6 protein-coding genes are annotated in these 16,541 nt (G+C 47.5%); 2 read left to right on the top strand and 4 right to left on the bottom strand.

Features of this window, described 5'->3' with window-relative positions; translation table 11 throughout:
• Positions 1 to 244: 244 nt before the first annotated feature.
• Together glsA and WBG78_RS04095 are read left to right on the top strand one after the other, a co-directional pair.
• Positions 245 to 2,035 (top strand): glutaminase A, encoded by a 1,791-nt coding sequence (gene glsA, locus WBG78_RS04100; protein WP_337325100.1) that lies wholly within the window; start codon positions 245 to 247, stop codon positions 2,033 to 2,035.
• Positions 2,036 to 2,118: 83 nt separating this feature from the next.
• On the top strand, positions 2,119 to 4,800 hold the full coding sequence (locus tag WBG78_RS04095; RefSeq protein WP_337325099.1) for an HD domain-containing protein: 2,682 nt from the start codon (positions 2,119 to 2,121) through the stop codon (positions 4,798 to 4,800).
• A 547-nt stretch (positions 4,801 to 5,347) separates the two neighbouring features.
• Here WBG78_RS04095 and WBG78_RS04090 read toward each other — a convergent pair.
• From WBG78_RS04090 to WBG78_RS04075, 4 genes are all read right to left on the bottom strand, one after another.
• The gene (locus tag WBG78_RS04090) at positions 5,348 to 7,300 is read right to left on the bottom strand and encodes an adenylate/guanylate cyclase domain-containing protein (RefSeq protein WP_337325098.1); all 1,953 of its coding nucleotides are present in this window, start codon (positions 7,298 to 7,300) and stop codon (positions 5,348 to 5,350) included.
• A gap of 307 nt (positions 7,301 to 7,607) precedes the next feature.
• Positions 7,608 to 12,917, bottom strand: a complete 5,310-nt coding sequence (locus WBG78_RS04085; protein ID WP_337325097.1) for a S8 family serine peptidase — start codon at positions 12,915 to 12,917, stop codon at positions 7,608 to 7,610.
• Between the two features lie 282 nt (positions 12,918 to 13,199).
• On the bottom strand, positions 13,200 to 15,896 hold the full coding sequence (locus tag WBG78_RS04080; protein ID WP_337325096.1) for an ABC transporter permease: 2,697 nt from the start codon (positions 15,894 to 15,896) through the stop codon (positions 13,200 to 13,202).
• On the bottom strand, positions 15,893 to 16,240 hold the full coding sequence (locus WBG78_RS04075) for a PadR family transcriptional regulator (RefSeq protein WP_337325095.1): 348 nt from the start codon (positions 16,238 to 16,240) through the stop codon (positions 15,893 to 15,895). Before WBG78_RS04075 ends, WBG78_RS04080 begins: the two co-directional genes overlap by 4 nt.
• Positions 16,241 to 16,541 lie beyond the last annotated feature (301 nt).

Genomic DNA, 16,541 nt, shown 5'->3' with positions numbered 1-16,541 from the left:
GTCATCCGCGAACGATTGCATTGATTATGTCTCCAGCGCCTGCGGAAGAATGCATCACAAGGACGCAATCGCCTCTTTGTATTTTGTCGGCAGTTCACTATTTTTAATTGACGCCCCGAAGGTTTTCAATTTTTCTTTTGCTGGCATTAAGACTTGGTTGTCTGCTGAATCCAATAAAACTGGATTGTGTATAACTATTGTCCCGCCTAAACCTTTACACCCCCCTAGCGTCCCAGTCATGAACATGGTCGACAAAATCCTCTCGGAGCTCTATGAAGATTTCCGCAGAAGAGATAATCACGGCAAACTTGCAGATTACATCCCCGAGTTGAGCAGAGTAAACCGCGCCAATTTTGGTATCGTGCTCACAACAATTGATGGCTATCAATATTCCTACGGTGACTCCGAAGTAGAATTTACTATCCAGTCTGTATCAAAGCCTTTTATTTATGGAATGGCTCTCCAGGAATATGGAGTCGACAAGGTGTTGGAAAAGATCAGCGTCGAACCATCCGGCGACGCTTTTAATTCCATCAGCCTTTACCCTGAATCAGGCCGGCCGTTCAATCCTATGATCAATGCCGGTGCCATCACCGCCACCGATATGGTATGGCAGTTGTATAAGGACGAAACCTTCGACCGTATCCTCAAGAACTTCAGTACATATGCAGGATCGCCCCTGAAACTTGACACCTCCGTATACAATTCGGAGAGCGAAACTGGGCACCGAAATCGCGCTATCGCCCACCTCCTTCGAAACTTTAATATTCTTCGATCGGAAGTGGATGCGCCGCTGGACGTCTACTTTAAACAATGCAGTATCAAAGTAACCTGCCGGCAGCTGTCTATCATGGGGGCAACTTTAGCCAGCCATGGTACGAATCCGATCACCGGGAAGAAAGCATTGAAGGGAAAGTATGTCCCTAATGTACTCAGCGTAATGGCCTCCTGCGGAATGTATGACTACTCTGGTGAATGGATCTACAACGTGGGTCTACCCGCCAAGAGCGGAGTCGGAGGTGCTGTGCTTGCCGTGCTTCCCGGTCAGTTGTCGATCGCTGTGTACTCACCTCCGCTTGACAAGAAAGGCAATAGCGTATTCGGCATAGATCTTTGTAAGACAATAGCAGAACAGTTCTCTCTTCACTTATACAAGACACCGCGACAGATCAAACACGTGCTAAGACGACAGCTTACGCTCCGTACGGCACGATCAAAATTCAAGCGCGATCTCGGTGCCGAAAATCTCTTTGACAGATTTGGAGGCGACTATCACGTGATGGAATTGCAGGGCGACCTTTGCTTTGCCACCTGCGAGCTGTTCATGAGAAAGATCTCCGACGATGCTCAAACTCTTGTACTGAATGTACGTCGATGTACCACCATCGATGATGGTGCTTTCATGTTGATCTATAAGTTGCATGAAGACTTTCGTCAGTCAGGCCGTTGCCTATACATCACGGATTACACCCATCTGGACCTGCTCTTTGGGTGGTCGCAGAAACAGGTTGAATTCCTTCGGTTCAGGGAACATGACGACGCACTGAATTATCTTGAAAACATCATTCTTGAGGCCAACGACTACGAAGTGAAGCTGGAGCCCGTTTGTCTGATGGATCAACAACTGCTCGCAAATCTGACAGAGTGCGAAATCGAAGAACTGAAAAAGCACCTCGTTCACAAAACCTATTTGCCCGGCGAAACGATCATCAGAAAAGGCAGTGCAGCCGAACACATCTTCTTTATAGAGTCAGGGCGGGTTTCGATTCATGACACTGTTGATGGGCACCGGGATGTGACGTTGGCCGTGATCAATTCAGGTAATTGCTTTGGTGAAATGGCGCTGCTTGACAAGCAAAGCCGGTCGGCAGATGTAAAAGCACAGACTACGGTTGCATGCTTCGTCATGCTCTACGAGATTCTGGACAGGATAGAAACGCTGGCCGGCATCAAGGTAAAGATCCTCACGAACCTGGGAGCTACGCTATCCTCCAGGTTACGAAGGGCCAACAAGGAGATCGCCAGTTTCACCTGACCTATAGTCAGCATACACGTCGCAGCTTCATTAATTTCGGGTCGGCTTATTGGCATCAATGCCTCAACTTGGTATATTGGTAGATGCCTTCCATTCTACCTGGTTACGAATACGACATCTTTATCTCGTACCGTCTTAAAGACAACCGTGTTCCGTTCAGTTCGCCAGGTCAGACCAACCATGGAAGCGGCAGCGGTTGGGTAACGGGCTTCGTACAAAATCTCAGGACCGAGATCGAAAGTACGTTCAAGGAAGATATCAGCATCTATTTTGATTCCAACGCGCACGACGGTCTATTGGAGACACACGACGTCGACAAGAGTCTTGAGAACAAGGTGAAAAGCCTCGTTTTCATACCCATATTATCTCAGATCTATTGCGACCCAAAAAGCTTTGCCTGGCAACAGGAGTTTTGTGCTTTTAATCGGTTTGCACAGACAGATGGAATAGGCCGGGAGGTGAGATTACGCGATGGCAATGTTAGCAGCAGGATCCTTCCGGTGATGATCCATCAGCTGGACACCGACGACCTTGGCCTCATCGAAACTGAAATGCAAAGCCGCCTGCGGTCTATTGATTTCATTTTCCGATCGCCAGGAGTGAACAGACCGTTAATGCCCGACGATGCGCGGCAGGGTAATACTAACAATCTGTCTTATCGCGACCAGGTCAACAAAGTAGCAAACGCTATCAAGCAGATCATCCTTGCCATGAAATCTCCGGTTCGCCCGGGGGAGACACCCGCAGCACCGACCGAGTCAGCATTTGCAGACGCCGAACCAAGAGAAGAAAAGAGTTCGGCTGAAAACAAGCTTCATGAGAAATCCATTGCCGTTCTTCCTTTCGTCAATTTGTCGAATGATCAGTCGCAGGAATATTTCGCCGACGGCATAACGGAGAACATTGTCATTCAGCTGGCATCTATGTCGCAGTTGAGAGTGATCTCCAGAACATCGGTAATGCGATACAAGAAGTCGATGAAGTCGGCCCCGGAGATTGCCTCTGAGTTGGGCGTGAAGTATATCCTGGAAGGCAGTGCTCAGGCGCATGGCAACAAAGTGCGGATCAATGTGCAGCTGATCGATGCTTTGCAGGACCAACATGTTTGGTCGCGAATATTCGTTGAAAGCATGGACGACATATTCGCCATCCAAAGCAATGTTGCCGAAGTAGTTGCCAACGAGCTCAACTCTTCTATTAATCCGAAACAAACAGAGAAGCTAAAAGAGATACCTACGAAGAATCTTGAAGCGTACGACCTTTTTCTCAAGGGACGACATGCTTTCAATCAATGGGGAGTGAATGGCTACCGCGCCGCGACTGAATACTACAAACACGCGCTTGCGAAAGACCCCGACTTTAAACAGGCATATTCTGCGTTAGCAAGTTCTTATTCGGCAAGAATGTCCTGGAATGGTGATCTCTCGCCAGACGAGGCGGAGCCTTTCATTGAACATTATCTGAATGAAGCACGAAAGAGAGGCCCATCAGACAATGACTACCTGACCAAGGCATTTGTACAGTTCTTCATCAAGAAGGATTTTCAATCGGCAGAGAAGTCGTTGCAGCAGGCGATGGAGCTTAGTCAGAATAATTCGACCGTGCTCTACACCTACAGTTACCTGCTCAATATGATGGGCAGGTTCGGGGAGGCTATTCAATTTGTGACAAAGGCTAAAAGCATCGATCCCCTGACTGTTGCTTACTTTAACTATCAGACTATTTGTCTCTACTTGCTGAACCGTCAGGAAGAAGCAATTGAAACACTAAAGGAAGGTCTTCAATTGTATCCTTCTGTATTGCGTTTCTACGATTTCCTGGCGCGTATCTATCTTGTTCAGCGGCGATACATCGACGCGATAGAGGCCGTTGAATCCGGATTCAGGACTACAACCATCAGACCGCCTTCGATGGTAGCCTATATCACTGCGGCCTACGCGGGATTACAGCAGGATGACAAGGCAAAAGTCACTCTGTCTGAGTTAATCACCAGGAGCCAGGCGAACGAAAAAGGTGTGAACATGTCTTTGGTGTATGCCTATCACGGCATGGGAGATGAATCGGCAGCATGGATCGCTTATGACAAGGCGAGAAAGAGCAATGATGTCGATTTGATCTGGTGGAACGTTGATCCGTTATTGAAAACCCTCAGAGAACAACCCCGGAATGAGATACGTATGCAACCAGATTTCCAAGGCGCTGAGGAGCACATCAAAGACTTACTCGGCAGAGAGATGCCTAAGCTTCCATATCACAACGTATCGCACATATACGACGTACTCGACGCATCTCTGAAAATCGCGGATAGCGAACAATTAGGCGTGGATGATATTAAACTGCTTCGTGTAGCGGCCCTGTTCCATGATGCAGGCTTTATCAGATCGGCCGCCAACCATGAAGAGCATGGCGCACAGATGGCAAGAGAGATTCTTCCGACGTTTGGTCTTAACGGAGAACAAATAGAGAAGATCGCCAGCATGATCATCGCCACACGCATACCTCAATCTCCATCTTCACAACTTGATAAGATCTTATGCGACGCTGACCTGGATTACCTTGGCAGAACAGACTTCTATTCTATCGGCGGGACACTTTTCGAAGAACTGAAGGCGGCAGGCGTGGTAGAAACGGAAAGAGAGTGGAATCTTGTGCAAAAGACTTTTCTTCAATCGCATCGTTACCACACGAACTTCGGAAAGTCTAATCGTGAAAGTTGTAAGCAGGAAAGGTTAAAAGAGATTAATGCTAAACTGAACAACCGCTAGCGACAAATTGCACAGACCCTTCTGGGTAGTTCGTAGTCTGTTTAATTCCGAGACGGCGCGGAGCGCCGCAGGCAGGGGAGACTGCGGCTTTGCTTTCCCATACTTTAATTTCGGTTGATGTCTGTTGGTAGTACTGTGTGTAGGGTCGCCGCGAATAAAATGCAGGATCGGGAGGAACGGGAGTTTTAGAGTTTTCGGGAGGTGCGTTGATTTTGGAAGCTCAATGCGTTTGCTATAGTTGTTTTTGGACAGCTCGAGCTTCGTAGTCTGTTTAATTCCGAGGCAGGGGAGACTGCGGCTTTGCTTTCCCACATTTTAAATTCGTTAATGTCTTTGTTGTAGGTGAATGTATAGGGTCGCCGCGAATATAATGCAGGGTCGGGAGGTAAGTGCGCTTTAGAGTTTTCGGGAGATGCGTTGCTTTGGAAGCTCAGTGCGTTTGCTAAAGTTATTTTTGGATAGGTTTTGCTTCGTAGTCTGTTTAGTTCCAAGACGGCGCGGAGCGCCGCAGGCAGGGGAGACTGCGGCTTTGCACTTAAGACACGCATCACGCTATTTGTGTCTTGCCGGATTCGACAAAATACATATCGACTTCTCCAATATTCTTTGCGTAAATCTTTCCTCTGTAAGTACAGTTGTAATGGTCCTGCACCATCATGTACAGCGTTGACGATATGTTGACGCGGCCTGACTCACTGCTTGATTCCATGCGACTGGCGATGTTAACCGTATCGCCCCAGATGTCGTAGGCATACTTCTTCTTTCCCACAACACCTGCCACTATAGGTCCAACGTGGATGCCTATACGCAGTTCCCAGGTATCAAGCCCTTTGGCGGCCCGCTCTACGTTCTTTGCAGTGATGTATTGCTGCATCGCCAGGCCCGCCTGAATGGCATGACGCGGATGAGTGTCATCGGGTGTAGGTATGCCGCCAGCACACATGTAAGCATCACCGATCGTTTTGATTTTCTCAAGCTTGAAGCGCTCCACTATGTCATCAAAGGCGATGAAGTACTCATTAAGCTCTGCCACAAGTTCCTGTGGCTTCCTTGAACGTGCGATAGACGTAAAGCCTTTGAAGTCGGCAAAGAGTACGGTTGCATTGTCATAGAAGCGAGCCTGCGCGTGACCATTCGTTTCCAGCTCACGGGCAGTTTCTGCGGGCAGAATGTTCAGCAACAGTTCCTTTGATCGGTCGCGTTCCGACTTGATGATTTTGTTTGTTCGTTGAGTGAACTGATGGCGGTTATAGAATCCGATCAGCAGTAGTAGCAAGAGACACAACGTGATGCCTGTAGCAAAGTTAGCAATACGCTGCCGCTGTATGGTGGCCTTCTGCAAAGCACGATCTTTCGTCAGCAGGTCGATCTCAGCTTCCTTTTTACCCAGTTCGAAATTGAAAAGCGCCTGTTGTATTTTCGTCGTATTGTCCTCGTTATATAAAGAGTCTTTCACGCTTGCAAGCAAAGCGACGTATTGGTAGGCGCTCCGGAAGTCGCCATGGCGTGCATAGAGATCTGCCAATCCCTCATACGTTTCCTTTTGCTCTTTCCTGGCGGCGATGCCTTCCACAATAGTCTTCGCGCGCATATAGGTGTCGATAGCAGGCAACACACGCCCCTCAAGCGCCTGAGTCTTCGCCATGCCAATTATGCTTTGACCCAATTCAAGTTTTGCATCCAGCTTTTCAGCCAGACGGATAGCCTGTTCGTGATAAGCATACGCACCTTTAAAATCGTGCTGCTTTCCCCGAATCTCGCCCAGATAGGTCATCGGAAATGTGGCATCTATGGAATTATCGAAGAAGGCCAGCGAAGTCTTAAAGAATATGCTGGCTGAATCGTACTGCTTCTGCTTCATATGAATCTCACCTGCATTCATCGAGGCAGTCGCCATGCCGGCCATGTTATCTACCTCCTTGAAAATGGGGATGGCCCTGAGAAAATAATCTAGAGCCTTCAACTCGGTAGCAGGTTTGTTGTTATACACGCCACCAATGTTGTTCATGAGCGTAGCTATCCGAAGTTTGTCATCAACTTCTTCCGCAATTTTCAAAGCACGGAGGTAGTAATCAATCGCCTTCGAATCATCGCCGCCGTTGAAATAGACGACACCAAGATTGCTGAGCATATTAGCAATGCCAACCTTAAGGCCAATCTCTTCAAACACGGCAAGTGAATGTTCGAATTGAACGGCCGCCTCCGGGAAGTTTCCCTGTGTGATATTTCCCAGGCCAATTGCCTTATATCCATAGGCCTCGCCTTTCTTGTATGAAATCTGTTCTGCAAGAGATACAGCCTCTCCTCCATACCGAATGGCCTCCTGCAAATCCGTGCTGAGATATTGTGAACTGAGAGCAATCAGCGTGTTAACTTTCGATGAATCGTCACCCAATCGGGCAACAACGTTTTTCAAACTGTCGATTTCACGCGTCTGCGCCTGCACGATTGAAACCCAAAACCACGCAATGCAAAAGAGACAAATCGAGAGGAGGCGCATTTACTTTTTACGAAATCTTTCAATTTACAAATCATTTCAAAATTCCTAAGGCCCAAAATTCGGGACGGAGGGTTACTTAGAATATTTTTTCAAGCCAAGACTCTTTAGGACCTCTTAAACTAGCCCTCTTCGAAGCCACGCACCTCAAGGCAAAACTTATCAAACCCAGACTTTTTCAAGCCTAAGACTTTTCAAAACCGAGGACCTTCATAAAAGAAAAAGGCCAGCCTTTTGGAGCTGACCTTTTCCGGCCTTAAAACATTATCCTTTCGGTATAAATCTTCTTTGCACTTGCAAAGAAGTGCCGTCAATTCTTGTAAAGTTTTACCTGCTTTATGCCGTCAGACTGCTGAATCACGATTGAGTAAAATCCCTTTGGATAACCAAGCAGATCAAAAGTCAACGTCTTTGCATCGCCATTCCAAATCATGCTCACCTGGTACTTGCGCCCGCCCTGATCAACGATTATGACTTGCGAGCTGGAAGGTGCCTTGGTCGCCGTTGGAATATAAACGACCGTGTATCTATCAACCGGGTTCGGATATGCTGTCAAGGGAAGCATAGAACCGTCGTTGCCTTTCTGACACCTGTTTGAAGTAGAGCTCGCGCTAGACGCGATTGCAGTCTTCTTACTCTTGTCGTAAGACGTAAGCGTCCAAGTAAGCCTTTCACCGTTAAATAGTACCTCAAATGAACCACCACCTGGTTGGAATATTTCCGGCTGAGTGCCTGAGAAAGGTTTTGAGCTCACGAGCGAATTGTCCGGACCAATCGGGATGCACACCGCGGTTGAATTTTCGTTAACGTATTCAAAGATTGCCTTCAGTGTGTAATTGGGATTTCCAGTAACTACTTCCACGCAACGGAGCACAGGTCTGACGGCCTTACATAAGCTCACCTTTGGATTCACAAACAGCACACCTGTCTTATACTCTATGTTGTAGTTACCCGGCACAGCGAAAATAGCCCCGCTCGGAGTTATGGTATAGATACCCGGGTTACCTGTATATGTCGGTGTGGTTGAATACTGAGGCCCGCCGACAATTACATCTCCATTGACAATTCCAGTTGACGTGTACTTATACTTTGGTGTTTCTCCGGCAACAATAATTACATCGAGCGCCTTAATTGTTAAAGGCACCTTGTTAACGGTGAGAGCTCCGTTTGTCACTTTAGTTACATAGTTTACAGGCTCACCAGGTTGAAGTGGCGACTGCTTCAAAGTTACTGCCGGAACGATTTTATAGATGCCTGCAGCAACAACACCAGTGGCTGGCTTGGTATTTCCATTCCCATCTTTGAGCGAGTAGGTAACACCATTCACAACGGATGTAAAATTGTCGTCGTATTTGTACCCGGTCACGATGGTTGTGTACGCTGGCTGAACAACACCATAGTTGATTTGTGCTGTCGGACCAACGACGGCCAGCGTGTCTTTGAGTATGCGCAAGTTGCCAGGGACATACGAAACTTCGAAGTTGTTCGACAACTCAGTAAGATACGCTCCTGCAACTATGAAGTGATTTCCTGCCGTGAGACCCGTAGCAACGTTGATGGAAAATAGCGCCGGTAATTCATAGACTTCAAGTCCATCGACAATGATCGGAGGATCACTATTAAATACGTCTGTAGAATCGACAATCACGAGTGCGCTACGGTTGCTGCTCGTACCGTCTTCGCCCACAGTCTCGCTATTCACTACGGCGCCGCTATTCGCAATTGCTCTGGAGTTAACCAGGGCACGTGACGAATTCACGATTCCTCTTGAATAGTTTACCAACGCCCGTGAATTCACAATAGCTCTCGAATTAACTATTGCCCGCGACGCATTTGCTATTGCTCTGGAATTGAACACCGGGGTAATGAGGCTGGCGGTGTCGGGATTCTCAAAATAGTCAAGCATTGACTGTTTGTCGAAGTCGACGATGTTTGTGGAGTTCACTATTGCTTTTGAGCTGTTTGCAATCGCACGACTGTTCGCGATGGCACGGGAGCTCGCAAGGAAACTGAGGTTCTGAAGATCCGCATTCACAAGAGGACGCGAGCCGTTTGCTATAGCACGCGAGTCAACAAGCGCCAGCGCATTCGGTGTGATTACCGACTTGTGGTCAACTTTCAGACTTTCGATTATCGTCTGCGGTGACTCGATCAACACGCCATCGAACTGATAGTTAAACGTAATCTTATCATCGAACTTTGCTCCGTATTGAACCTGCAGATCGTTTGGTATAATCTTCAGCGGAAGTTTCTCTACGGCCAGAAGTCCGTCTTCGAAATGATATTTATAAAGTTCCTTCAATGGAACTGAGATCTCTTTGGAAACCGTTATCAGATATTTATCGACGCTACTGAGACTGTTCGCCGGAGTTTGAAACTGCAAGTTGGTAAGTCCGAGATCCGAAGGCTGAATAGCCGAATTTGCATCAAGCGTATCATTATCGACAATGATTGTCGCCGTGAACGCCGGCAATATCTCACCATACTTTTTGGTCTTGTTGTCGGCTTTAACGACTACATCGATCAGCTTATGATCCTTAAAATAAAGAGTATCTGATCCACCACCATCACGACCACTTGGAGAGATTGATGCTGTTACAACGTGGATGGCCGGGTTGCCTTCAAAGGGCGTAACCACAGCCTGCAGTTGAGTAGAGTTTATGAAGGTTGTTGCCAAGGGTGTGTCGCGCATCAACACTTTGGATTCAGGCGTCAGGTTCTGACCCTGGACAATCAAATTGAATGTCGACTTGCCTGGTTCCACGCTGGCGGTGTCGTACGACATTTCAACCAGCTGAGGTATCGGTGCTGCAATAGTACGCATCGATGCATCGGCCTGGATAAAACCGGCACCCGATTTTACGTCATAGTTAGGCTCGTGCATATTCAACGCCGTTGTTTTCAGGACCTGCTTGACTTCAGCCGGCGTGTATCTCTGACCGTTGTAATACTTCTTCTTTCCCTCCATAAGCAATGCCGCCACACCGGCAGCATGTGGTGCAGAAGCTGAGGTACCGAAGAAGTTATAGAAACCATCGCCCGTACCCAGATCATAGTCGATATCAAGGTCTCCTAGCTTTACCGTTGTGTTCACGCCATTGGGAGCAATGACATCCGGTTTCGACCGGTCTTCACCATTCACCCGATGTCCACCTATAGAAGAAAATGAAGCGACCGTAAATGCTGCTGCATCCGCCGGCCGCTTGTAATCAAAAGCGGCGGTGTTACTATACAAAACAGCTCCTACTGTGATGGCACCCTTTGAGTTTGCCTGACCCACAATGGTCGATGAACCTCCGTAATTATCATTGAAAGCAAACTTATCTCCACGGAATACGATGTACTTAAAGTTGACATTGGAAGTACCATCCGCTCTTACGATCATGATGTTTGTGTTCGTCTGTTCCCTGACAGTAAAAGGCAACACTTCAATAGGATCAGAACCCAGGTTGTTCCGGTTAAAGCCGAACAGCGTGGCACCAGCATCAGTAGTAAGGTAGAGGTCAAGATCATTTTGCGTGCCTGCCGTTTGCCCAAGTGAGTACATGGCATCCTCCCATTGCAGTACGATCGTATACGTGCCGGGGCCGAGTGAAATACTTTGAAAGATATCACCACCGCTAAAGTCGTGAGCATTCCCTGTTACCCCGGTCGGTGCAGGTGCGGGTGCAAAGGTGCCGGTGTACGACTTGTTTCCATAGTTACCCGCTGAAGTAAAGTAAGTAACACCTTGCGAAGTTACCAGATCGACAGTGGCGGCCACCTGGCCATCCTGGAAGAAAGGTTCGGTGATGTACGTCAGGTCATCGACAATTATGTCGCATGAGTCTTCCTTTAACTCTTTTATGCCCTTTGCAAAGTCACCAGAGCTGATCGCGCCGGTGCGGAAAGCAAGTTTTGCTCCGGGAGCGACGTCATGTACGATCTGAAGCATAGCCCGACCCTCGTCGGTGCCAACTAGATCCTTCAGAACGTCTACAGCGCTGAGATCACCGTTTCCTATATTGTTTGCAGCCTGGTTGTTGGGCAGACTATTATAGCTATCGGAAATTATACCCACCTTAATGCCCCTTCCTGAGAGATCATATCCTGATCGTACGAGGTCTGAACGTTGAGAGATGTCGCCCTTGGTGGTGGTCACGCCGACATTGCTAACCGGCGGATAAGCTGGTCTCACATAATTCACTGAACCAGGAAGGTCATTAAGCAATGGCAGATTTGCTATGGGGAAATAACCTGTGATGACGCGCTGGTTATCATTGTCTACTTCGCCAGTTAAACCATAAGAAGGACTTCTCAACAAGGCCAATAAATTGTTGTACTCACCTGCTGCAGCAATCACCTCTATCAGAACCTTGTCGTTGGATATATTATAAATGAAGTTGCTGGTCGTTCCCGGCTTAAAGTTTGCAACCAAAGAAGTTAGCTCGGAACCGATAAGGTCATTTACTTTTCCTGCAACGCTTGGTGTATAGTACGGGCAAACAACATCCCGCGTCAATGAGAGCGAGCAGTTCGTCTGCGTCGCGGTATTCGATGCATCCTTTACCTTCACAGACACAGAAGCCTGAGGAACATCATTCCAGTTAACGCTGATGTTTGCAGTTCCCTGACCGCTCTGTATCGTGCCACCGGTAACAGTCCACTCGTAAATGGGGTTGGTGATATTTGTAACTACATTGTATTGATAGGCGATACTGGTACAGAATGTTCCGTTTCCTTTCACTTCACAAGATGGAACAAAGCTCGGCTTGAGTGCACTCACCTGAAGGGAACGATCGACAAAACTCAGCTTTGTATCCAAAGCCACAATCATCGAACGATAAGGAGAGTAATACATGTCGGTATAAACATTCTGAGCTCCCCAGTCAGCCTTTGTTGCAATGTGTCCACCCCAGGCGAGCACAACAGTCTTTGATGATGTGCCACTCACTTTAAAGGTAAACTTCATTTTGGTCGGCGCGTACCAATCACCAGGATCTCCTTCGTAGAAATAGGAGATGCCAGTAGGCGACGCGTTGTAGATCGCCACCTGGCGCTCTGCTGCTGAAAGCTTGTTAAAGCTGTAGGCGGGCTGCAATTGTGCACCATTACTTCCGGTAACAGACTTGTTACGCTGCGGCGCCGGAATATTGAAATAATTCGCCTGCCCGAAATTTCCGGAAAGACCTTTCAGCGGATCAACGTTTTCATTTATGCGCTGATAACTGGTGATATAGTCGATCGCCGTCTTCTTATCGCGGCGGAGATCCCACTCTACTATAAGAGTATGCGTACCCGGTGAAACATTACTGAGTGTAAGGCGATAAGGAATTGATTGTCCTTCACTGAAATGGGAATTTGTTCCGCTGCCATTTCCAGCAACCCAATTAACAGGACTTACGACAGTGCGACTAACACCTCCGTTTTGTCCCTGCTCAAATTTAATGGAGGAGCCATAGTCGCCTCCGTCCAGTGAAAACAGGGACGAGGTGCTGCCAGTTAGACTTTGCTGACCGGAAGCCACAGCCGGCAGCAAGAGACTGAATAATGTGATGCATACTGCTCTACTTTGTCGCGATAGTTTGTAGACTTTAAGTTTCGAAAATTTGGTTAGCCAACCAATAGACACGGTTTTCATTGTAAGGGGGTATAGGTATTCTACATATAGAAATTGGTGTTCTCATAACTGGGATAAGACCTGGGGAGGACTGGGGATCGCAGTAAACTGGGTAATTATCTAATGTAGAGAATTTGCCTACAATTACTTTCGGGGGACGAAAAAAAAGAACGAAATGGTGCTGGATTGAAACATTAACCCAGGTACAAGTTGGGACGCCGTCTCAATTGGAGCCAATGCGTGGAGAAGTTGCTGATTTTGGGATGGACCTCGGGCCGTTTCGTAACAATGTCTTAACAATGCTTATTCTGTCCGAAGGCTGTTTACCGGATTTGATCTCGCGGTTTTGATAGCCTGGTAGCTCACCGTGAGCAAGGCAATCGAAGCGGCAAGCAGTGCAGCAAGCAGGAATACCCACCAGCTCACTTGGATATGGTAAGCAAACTCTTCAAGCCACTTATGTGTCGCCCACCACGCCGGGAAAAAAGCAATGGCGTTTGCCACGAGTACGAGAACGATAAACTCCTTCGACAGCAGCGCGAACAAATTCATGAAGCTCGCACCAAGTACTTTGCGCACACCGATTTCCTTAACTCGCTGCTCCGTCGAATAGGTGGCAAGTCCAAACAAACCGAGGCAAGCTATGAATATCATGGCCGATGCCACTGCTATCAACAGTGTCTGCCGACGTCCATCTTCTGCATAAAAGCGGGCCAGCTGATCATCAAGGAAGTGATATTCGAATGGTTCTCTTTCGTCATTCTTTACCATAACCGCCTTCAATTGATCAAGCGTCTTCGTGATATCGGTTGGAGCTATCTTCACTGAATAATAGTCGATACCGTGTATAGGGTTCTCATTGTAAGCAATCATAAGTGGCGCGATCTTTTCACGCAGTGATTGGAAATGAAAGTCCTTAACAATTCCAACAACACGTGGGGTGAAAGGAATGCGTTGATCATTCAATGCAGAAAACGCTTCGTCGCCACTGGATACTTCAGGAATTTCAACTGCCTGGCCATGCGCATCTGTAATGCCGAGACGACGTGCTGCCGTTTCGTTCAATAATACACTTAGTGAGTCGTGACGGCCATCAAAGTTCCGTCCACTCAGCAGTGTGATTTCGTAGGTAGAAATAAACTCCGGATCCGCCCCTATCATATACGAAACGAAATGATCATCAGCCTTATCCTCACGTTTAATCTTTATCCTTCTGAAAGTCTTCCACTCACCGGGTACCCTGGACGTGACAGAAACACTTCTCACGGAAGGAATCTTTGCCATCTCATTCTTAACTGCCTGAAAATTCGACCTGGCTTTTCCTGTATTCACATCTATCACTACCATCAGATCCTTGGCGAAACCTAGCTCCGTGGTGTTCACAAAGCGCACCTGCATAACCAGCACTATCGTTCCAACGATCATGATTGCAGAAAGAGCGAACTGAAGAACTACGAGTCCCTTCCTGACAGACAGATCGCCTGCGTTACTAAGTTTAAAGCCCTTCAACAACGTAATCGGCCTCATACCCGACAGCAGCCAGGCAGCATAACCACCGGAGAAGAACGCCATCGACACAATGAAGGCTATTGCATATAACCAATAACGGTAACCCGTAATCAAATCAAGTGAAAGATTCTTATTGACGAACCCATTGAACATCGGCAATAGCAGGTAAACCAGGAGAACGGCAAGAATGAACGATATCGATGTTGTCATCAGAGATTCTACCAGAAACTGCCCAACGAGACTTTGCCGCAAGGCTCCGATCGTTTTACGAACACCAATTTCTTTAATGCGCGTTGATGCTCGTGCCGTGGTGAGATTAGTGTAGTTTATTCCGGCAACGAGTATTACAAATATTGCTGTGATAATGAATGCAGTAATATAAAGAGGATTTCCTTCCACAATGGCATCAACATTTGTATTGCGTGCTCCATCGACGATGCCCTGAGAATGCAAATGCATGTCGCCAAGAGGCTGCAGTCCAAACGACAAGGTTGTACCAGGATCAAGCTGGCTGTTCGCCATTACAAGCTGATTCATTTTTCGTGCGATGGAGTCCTTGTTAACGCCCTCCTTCAGCAGTACATAAATTGAAAACTCCTCCGATAACCAGTCACTCGCCATGGTCTGCTTGAAAAAATCAAAGTTGTAGGCACTTGACTCCGACATTACACTGTTGAATGTGAAACTTGAGTTGAGCGGATGTTTCTTCAGGATGCCCGTTATCTTCATCGGTGCATCCATGTGACTAAACTGAACCAGCCTGCCCAGCACATCTTTCGAGGCGAAGATGCGCATGGCAAGGTCCTCGCCAATAACAATAGTGTTCGGTTCCATTAAAGCCGTGCGGCGATCACCTGCAACCAACGGGAAGTCAAAGATTTCGAGGAATTGGTCATCTGCGATCGTAACAGTCTCCTGAACAGGGACGGGATGTTGGGGATCGACGAGATTAGCCCGTCCGGTCCGGATCATTCTCGTGACATTTTCCACACCCGGAATGGTTTTGCGCGACTCCTCGGCAAGCTTAAAGCTGCCGGCGGCGACAGTCGTAGACTCGCCATTCACATTGCGATAACTTACGACGCGACAAATGCGAGCGCTGTTCTTATGCTGCCGGTCAAAGGAAAGCTCATCAAAAACATACAGCCCGATTAGAAGAAAACAGACTATACCGAAGGTTAATCCAACGATATTGATTGTTGAATAGAGTTTGCTCCGCCGGAGATTTCTCCATCCGGTCTTAATATAGCTTTTCATCATACCGGTGTGCGATACTTGTGAATAATCATTGAATGATTTGACGATGCCTGGCCTGCATAATAGCAGGACGTCGATGGCAAACATCAGGTCGGCCTTCTTCTTTCCCCCTGCCTTTAGACGTCGGCGATAAAGTTCGATGAGATCTCCTTCGATGTAGTCCTGTATCTGCGGATGACAGTACCATCGGAAGAATCGCATCAGTGATGCTGGGGGTTCGTTGTGAACGTTCATGACTTTGCCGATAGTTTTGTTTGCCACGCTGTACCGGGGATTGCCTTCCACAACTGATCGCGGGTTTCCTTAGCATATTGCAATGCTTTCTTACCCATTGCTGTTATCTCGAAGTAGCGCTTGGGGCGCCCCGCGCGATCGTCGGTAGCATCGCCGGCGTATGACTTAAGGTAGCCTTTGTCCTCCATCCGCTTTAATGCCGTATGCAGTGCACCAAGACTAACAGTTCTTGATAGCCTCGACTCGATCTCATCTTTAATAGTAACACTGTAAGCGGTGTTGTTCAATATTGCGATGGTCAGTAAGACAATCTCCTCAAATTCTCCGAGCTGGTACTTCTTCATAGCCGAATATACTCCAAATGTATAAATAACCAGGCAAGTGACTTTTTGAATTGCCCTGGATTCATTTCAAGCACCGACCATCGCATTTGTTTTGGGTACTGCATCGCGGAACGCTGGATTTAGCTGCTTTCTCCAGGGACGAGCCGTTTTCCAAGCCAATTTCTCAACATTCCAACTCGCAAAGTCAATTTGCAGCCCAATTTCTCATTTTTTAAAGTTTTATGACCTACGATGGACCTATGGTGGACCTTGGATGGACCTACGGTGCCGGGTCTTGGAAGCCACTTATTGATCAGTTAAT

It is taken from the genome of Chryseolinea sp. T2 (assembly GCF_037203685.1).
Lineage (GTDB): Bacteria > Bacteroidota > Bacteroidia > Cytophagales > Cyclobacteriaceae > Chryseolinea.
The sequence above is the reverse complement of the archived record's forward strand: the minus strand, read 5'-3'. Positions and strand labels throughout refer to the sequence as shown.

What these genes read in the sequence shown, in the direction of transcription:
- WBG78_RS04090 (WP_337325098.1), bottom strand. Translation starts at nt 7,300, where the DNA reads ATGCGCCTCCTCTCGATTTGTCTCTTTTGCATTGCGTGGTTTTGGGTT.
- glsA (WP_337325100.1), top strand. Translation starts at nt 245, where the DNA reads ATGGTCGACAAAATCCTCTCGGAGCTCTATGAAGATTTCCGCAGAAGA.
- WBG78_RS04085 (WP_337325097.1), bottom strand. Translation starts at nt 12,917, where the DNA reads ATGAAAACCGTGTCTATTGGTTGGCTAACCAAATTTTCGAAACTTAAA.
- WBG78_RS04080 (WP_337325096.1), bottom strand. Translation starts at nt 15,896, where the DNA reads ATGAACGTTCACAACGAACCCCCAGCATCACTGATGCGATTCTTCCGA.
- WBG78_RS04095 (WP_337325099.1), top strand. Translation starts at nt 2,119, where the DNA reads ATGCCTTCCATTCTACCTGGTTACGAATACGACATCTTTATCTCGTAC.
- WBG78_RS04075 (WP_337325095.1), bottom strand. Translation starts at nt 16,240, where the DNA reads ATGAAGAAGTACCAGCTCGGAGAATTTGAGGAGATTGTCTTACTGACC.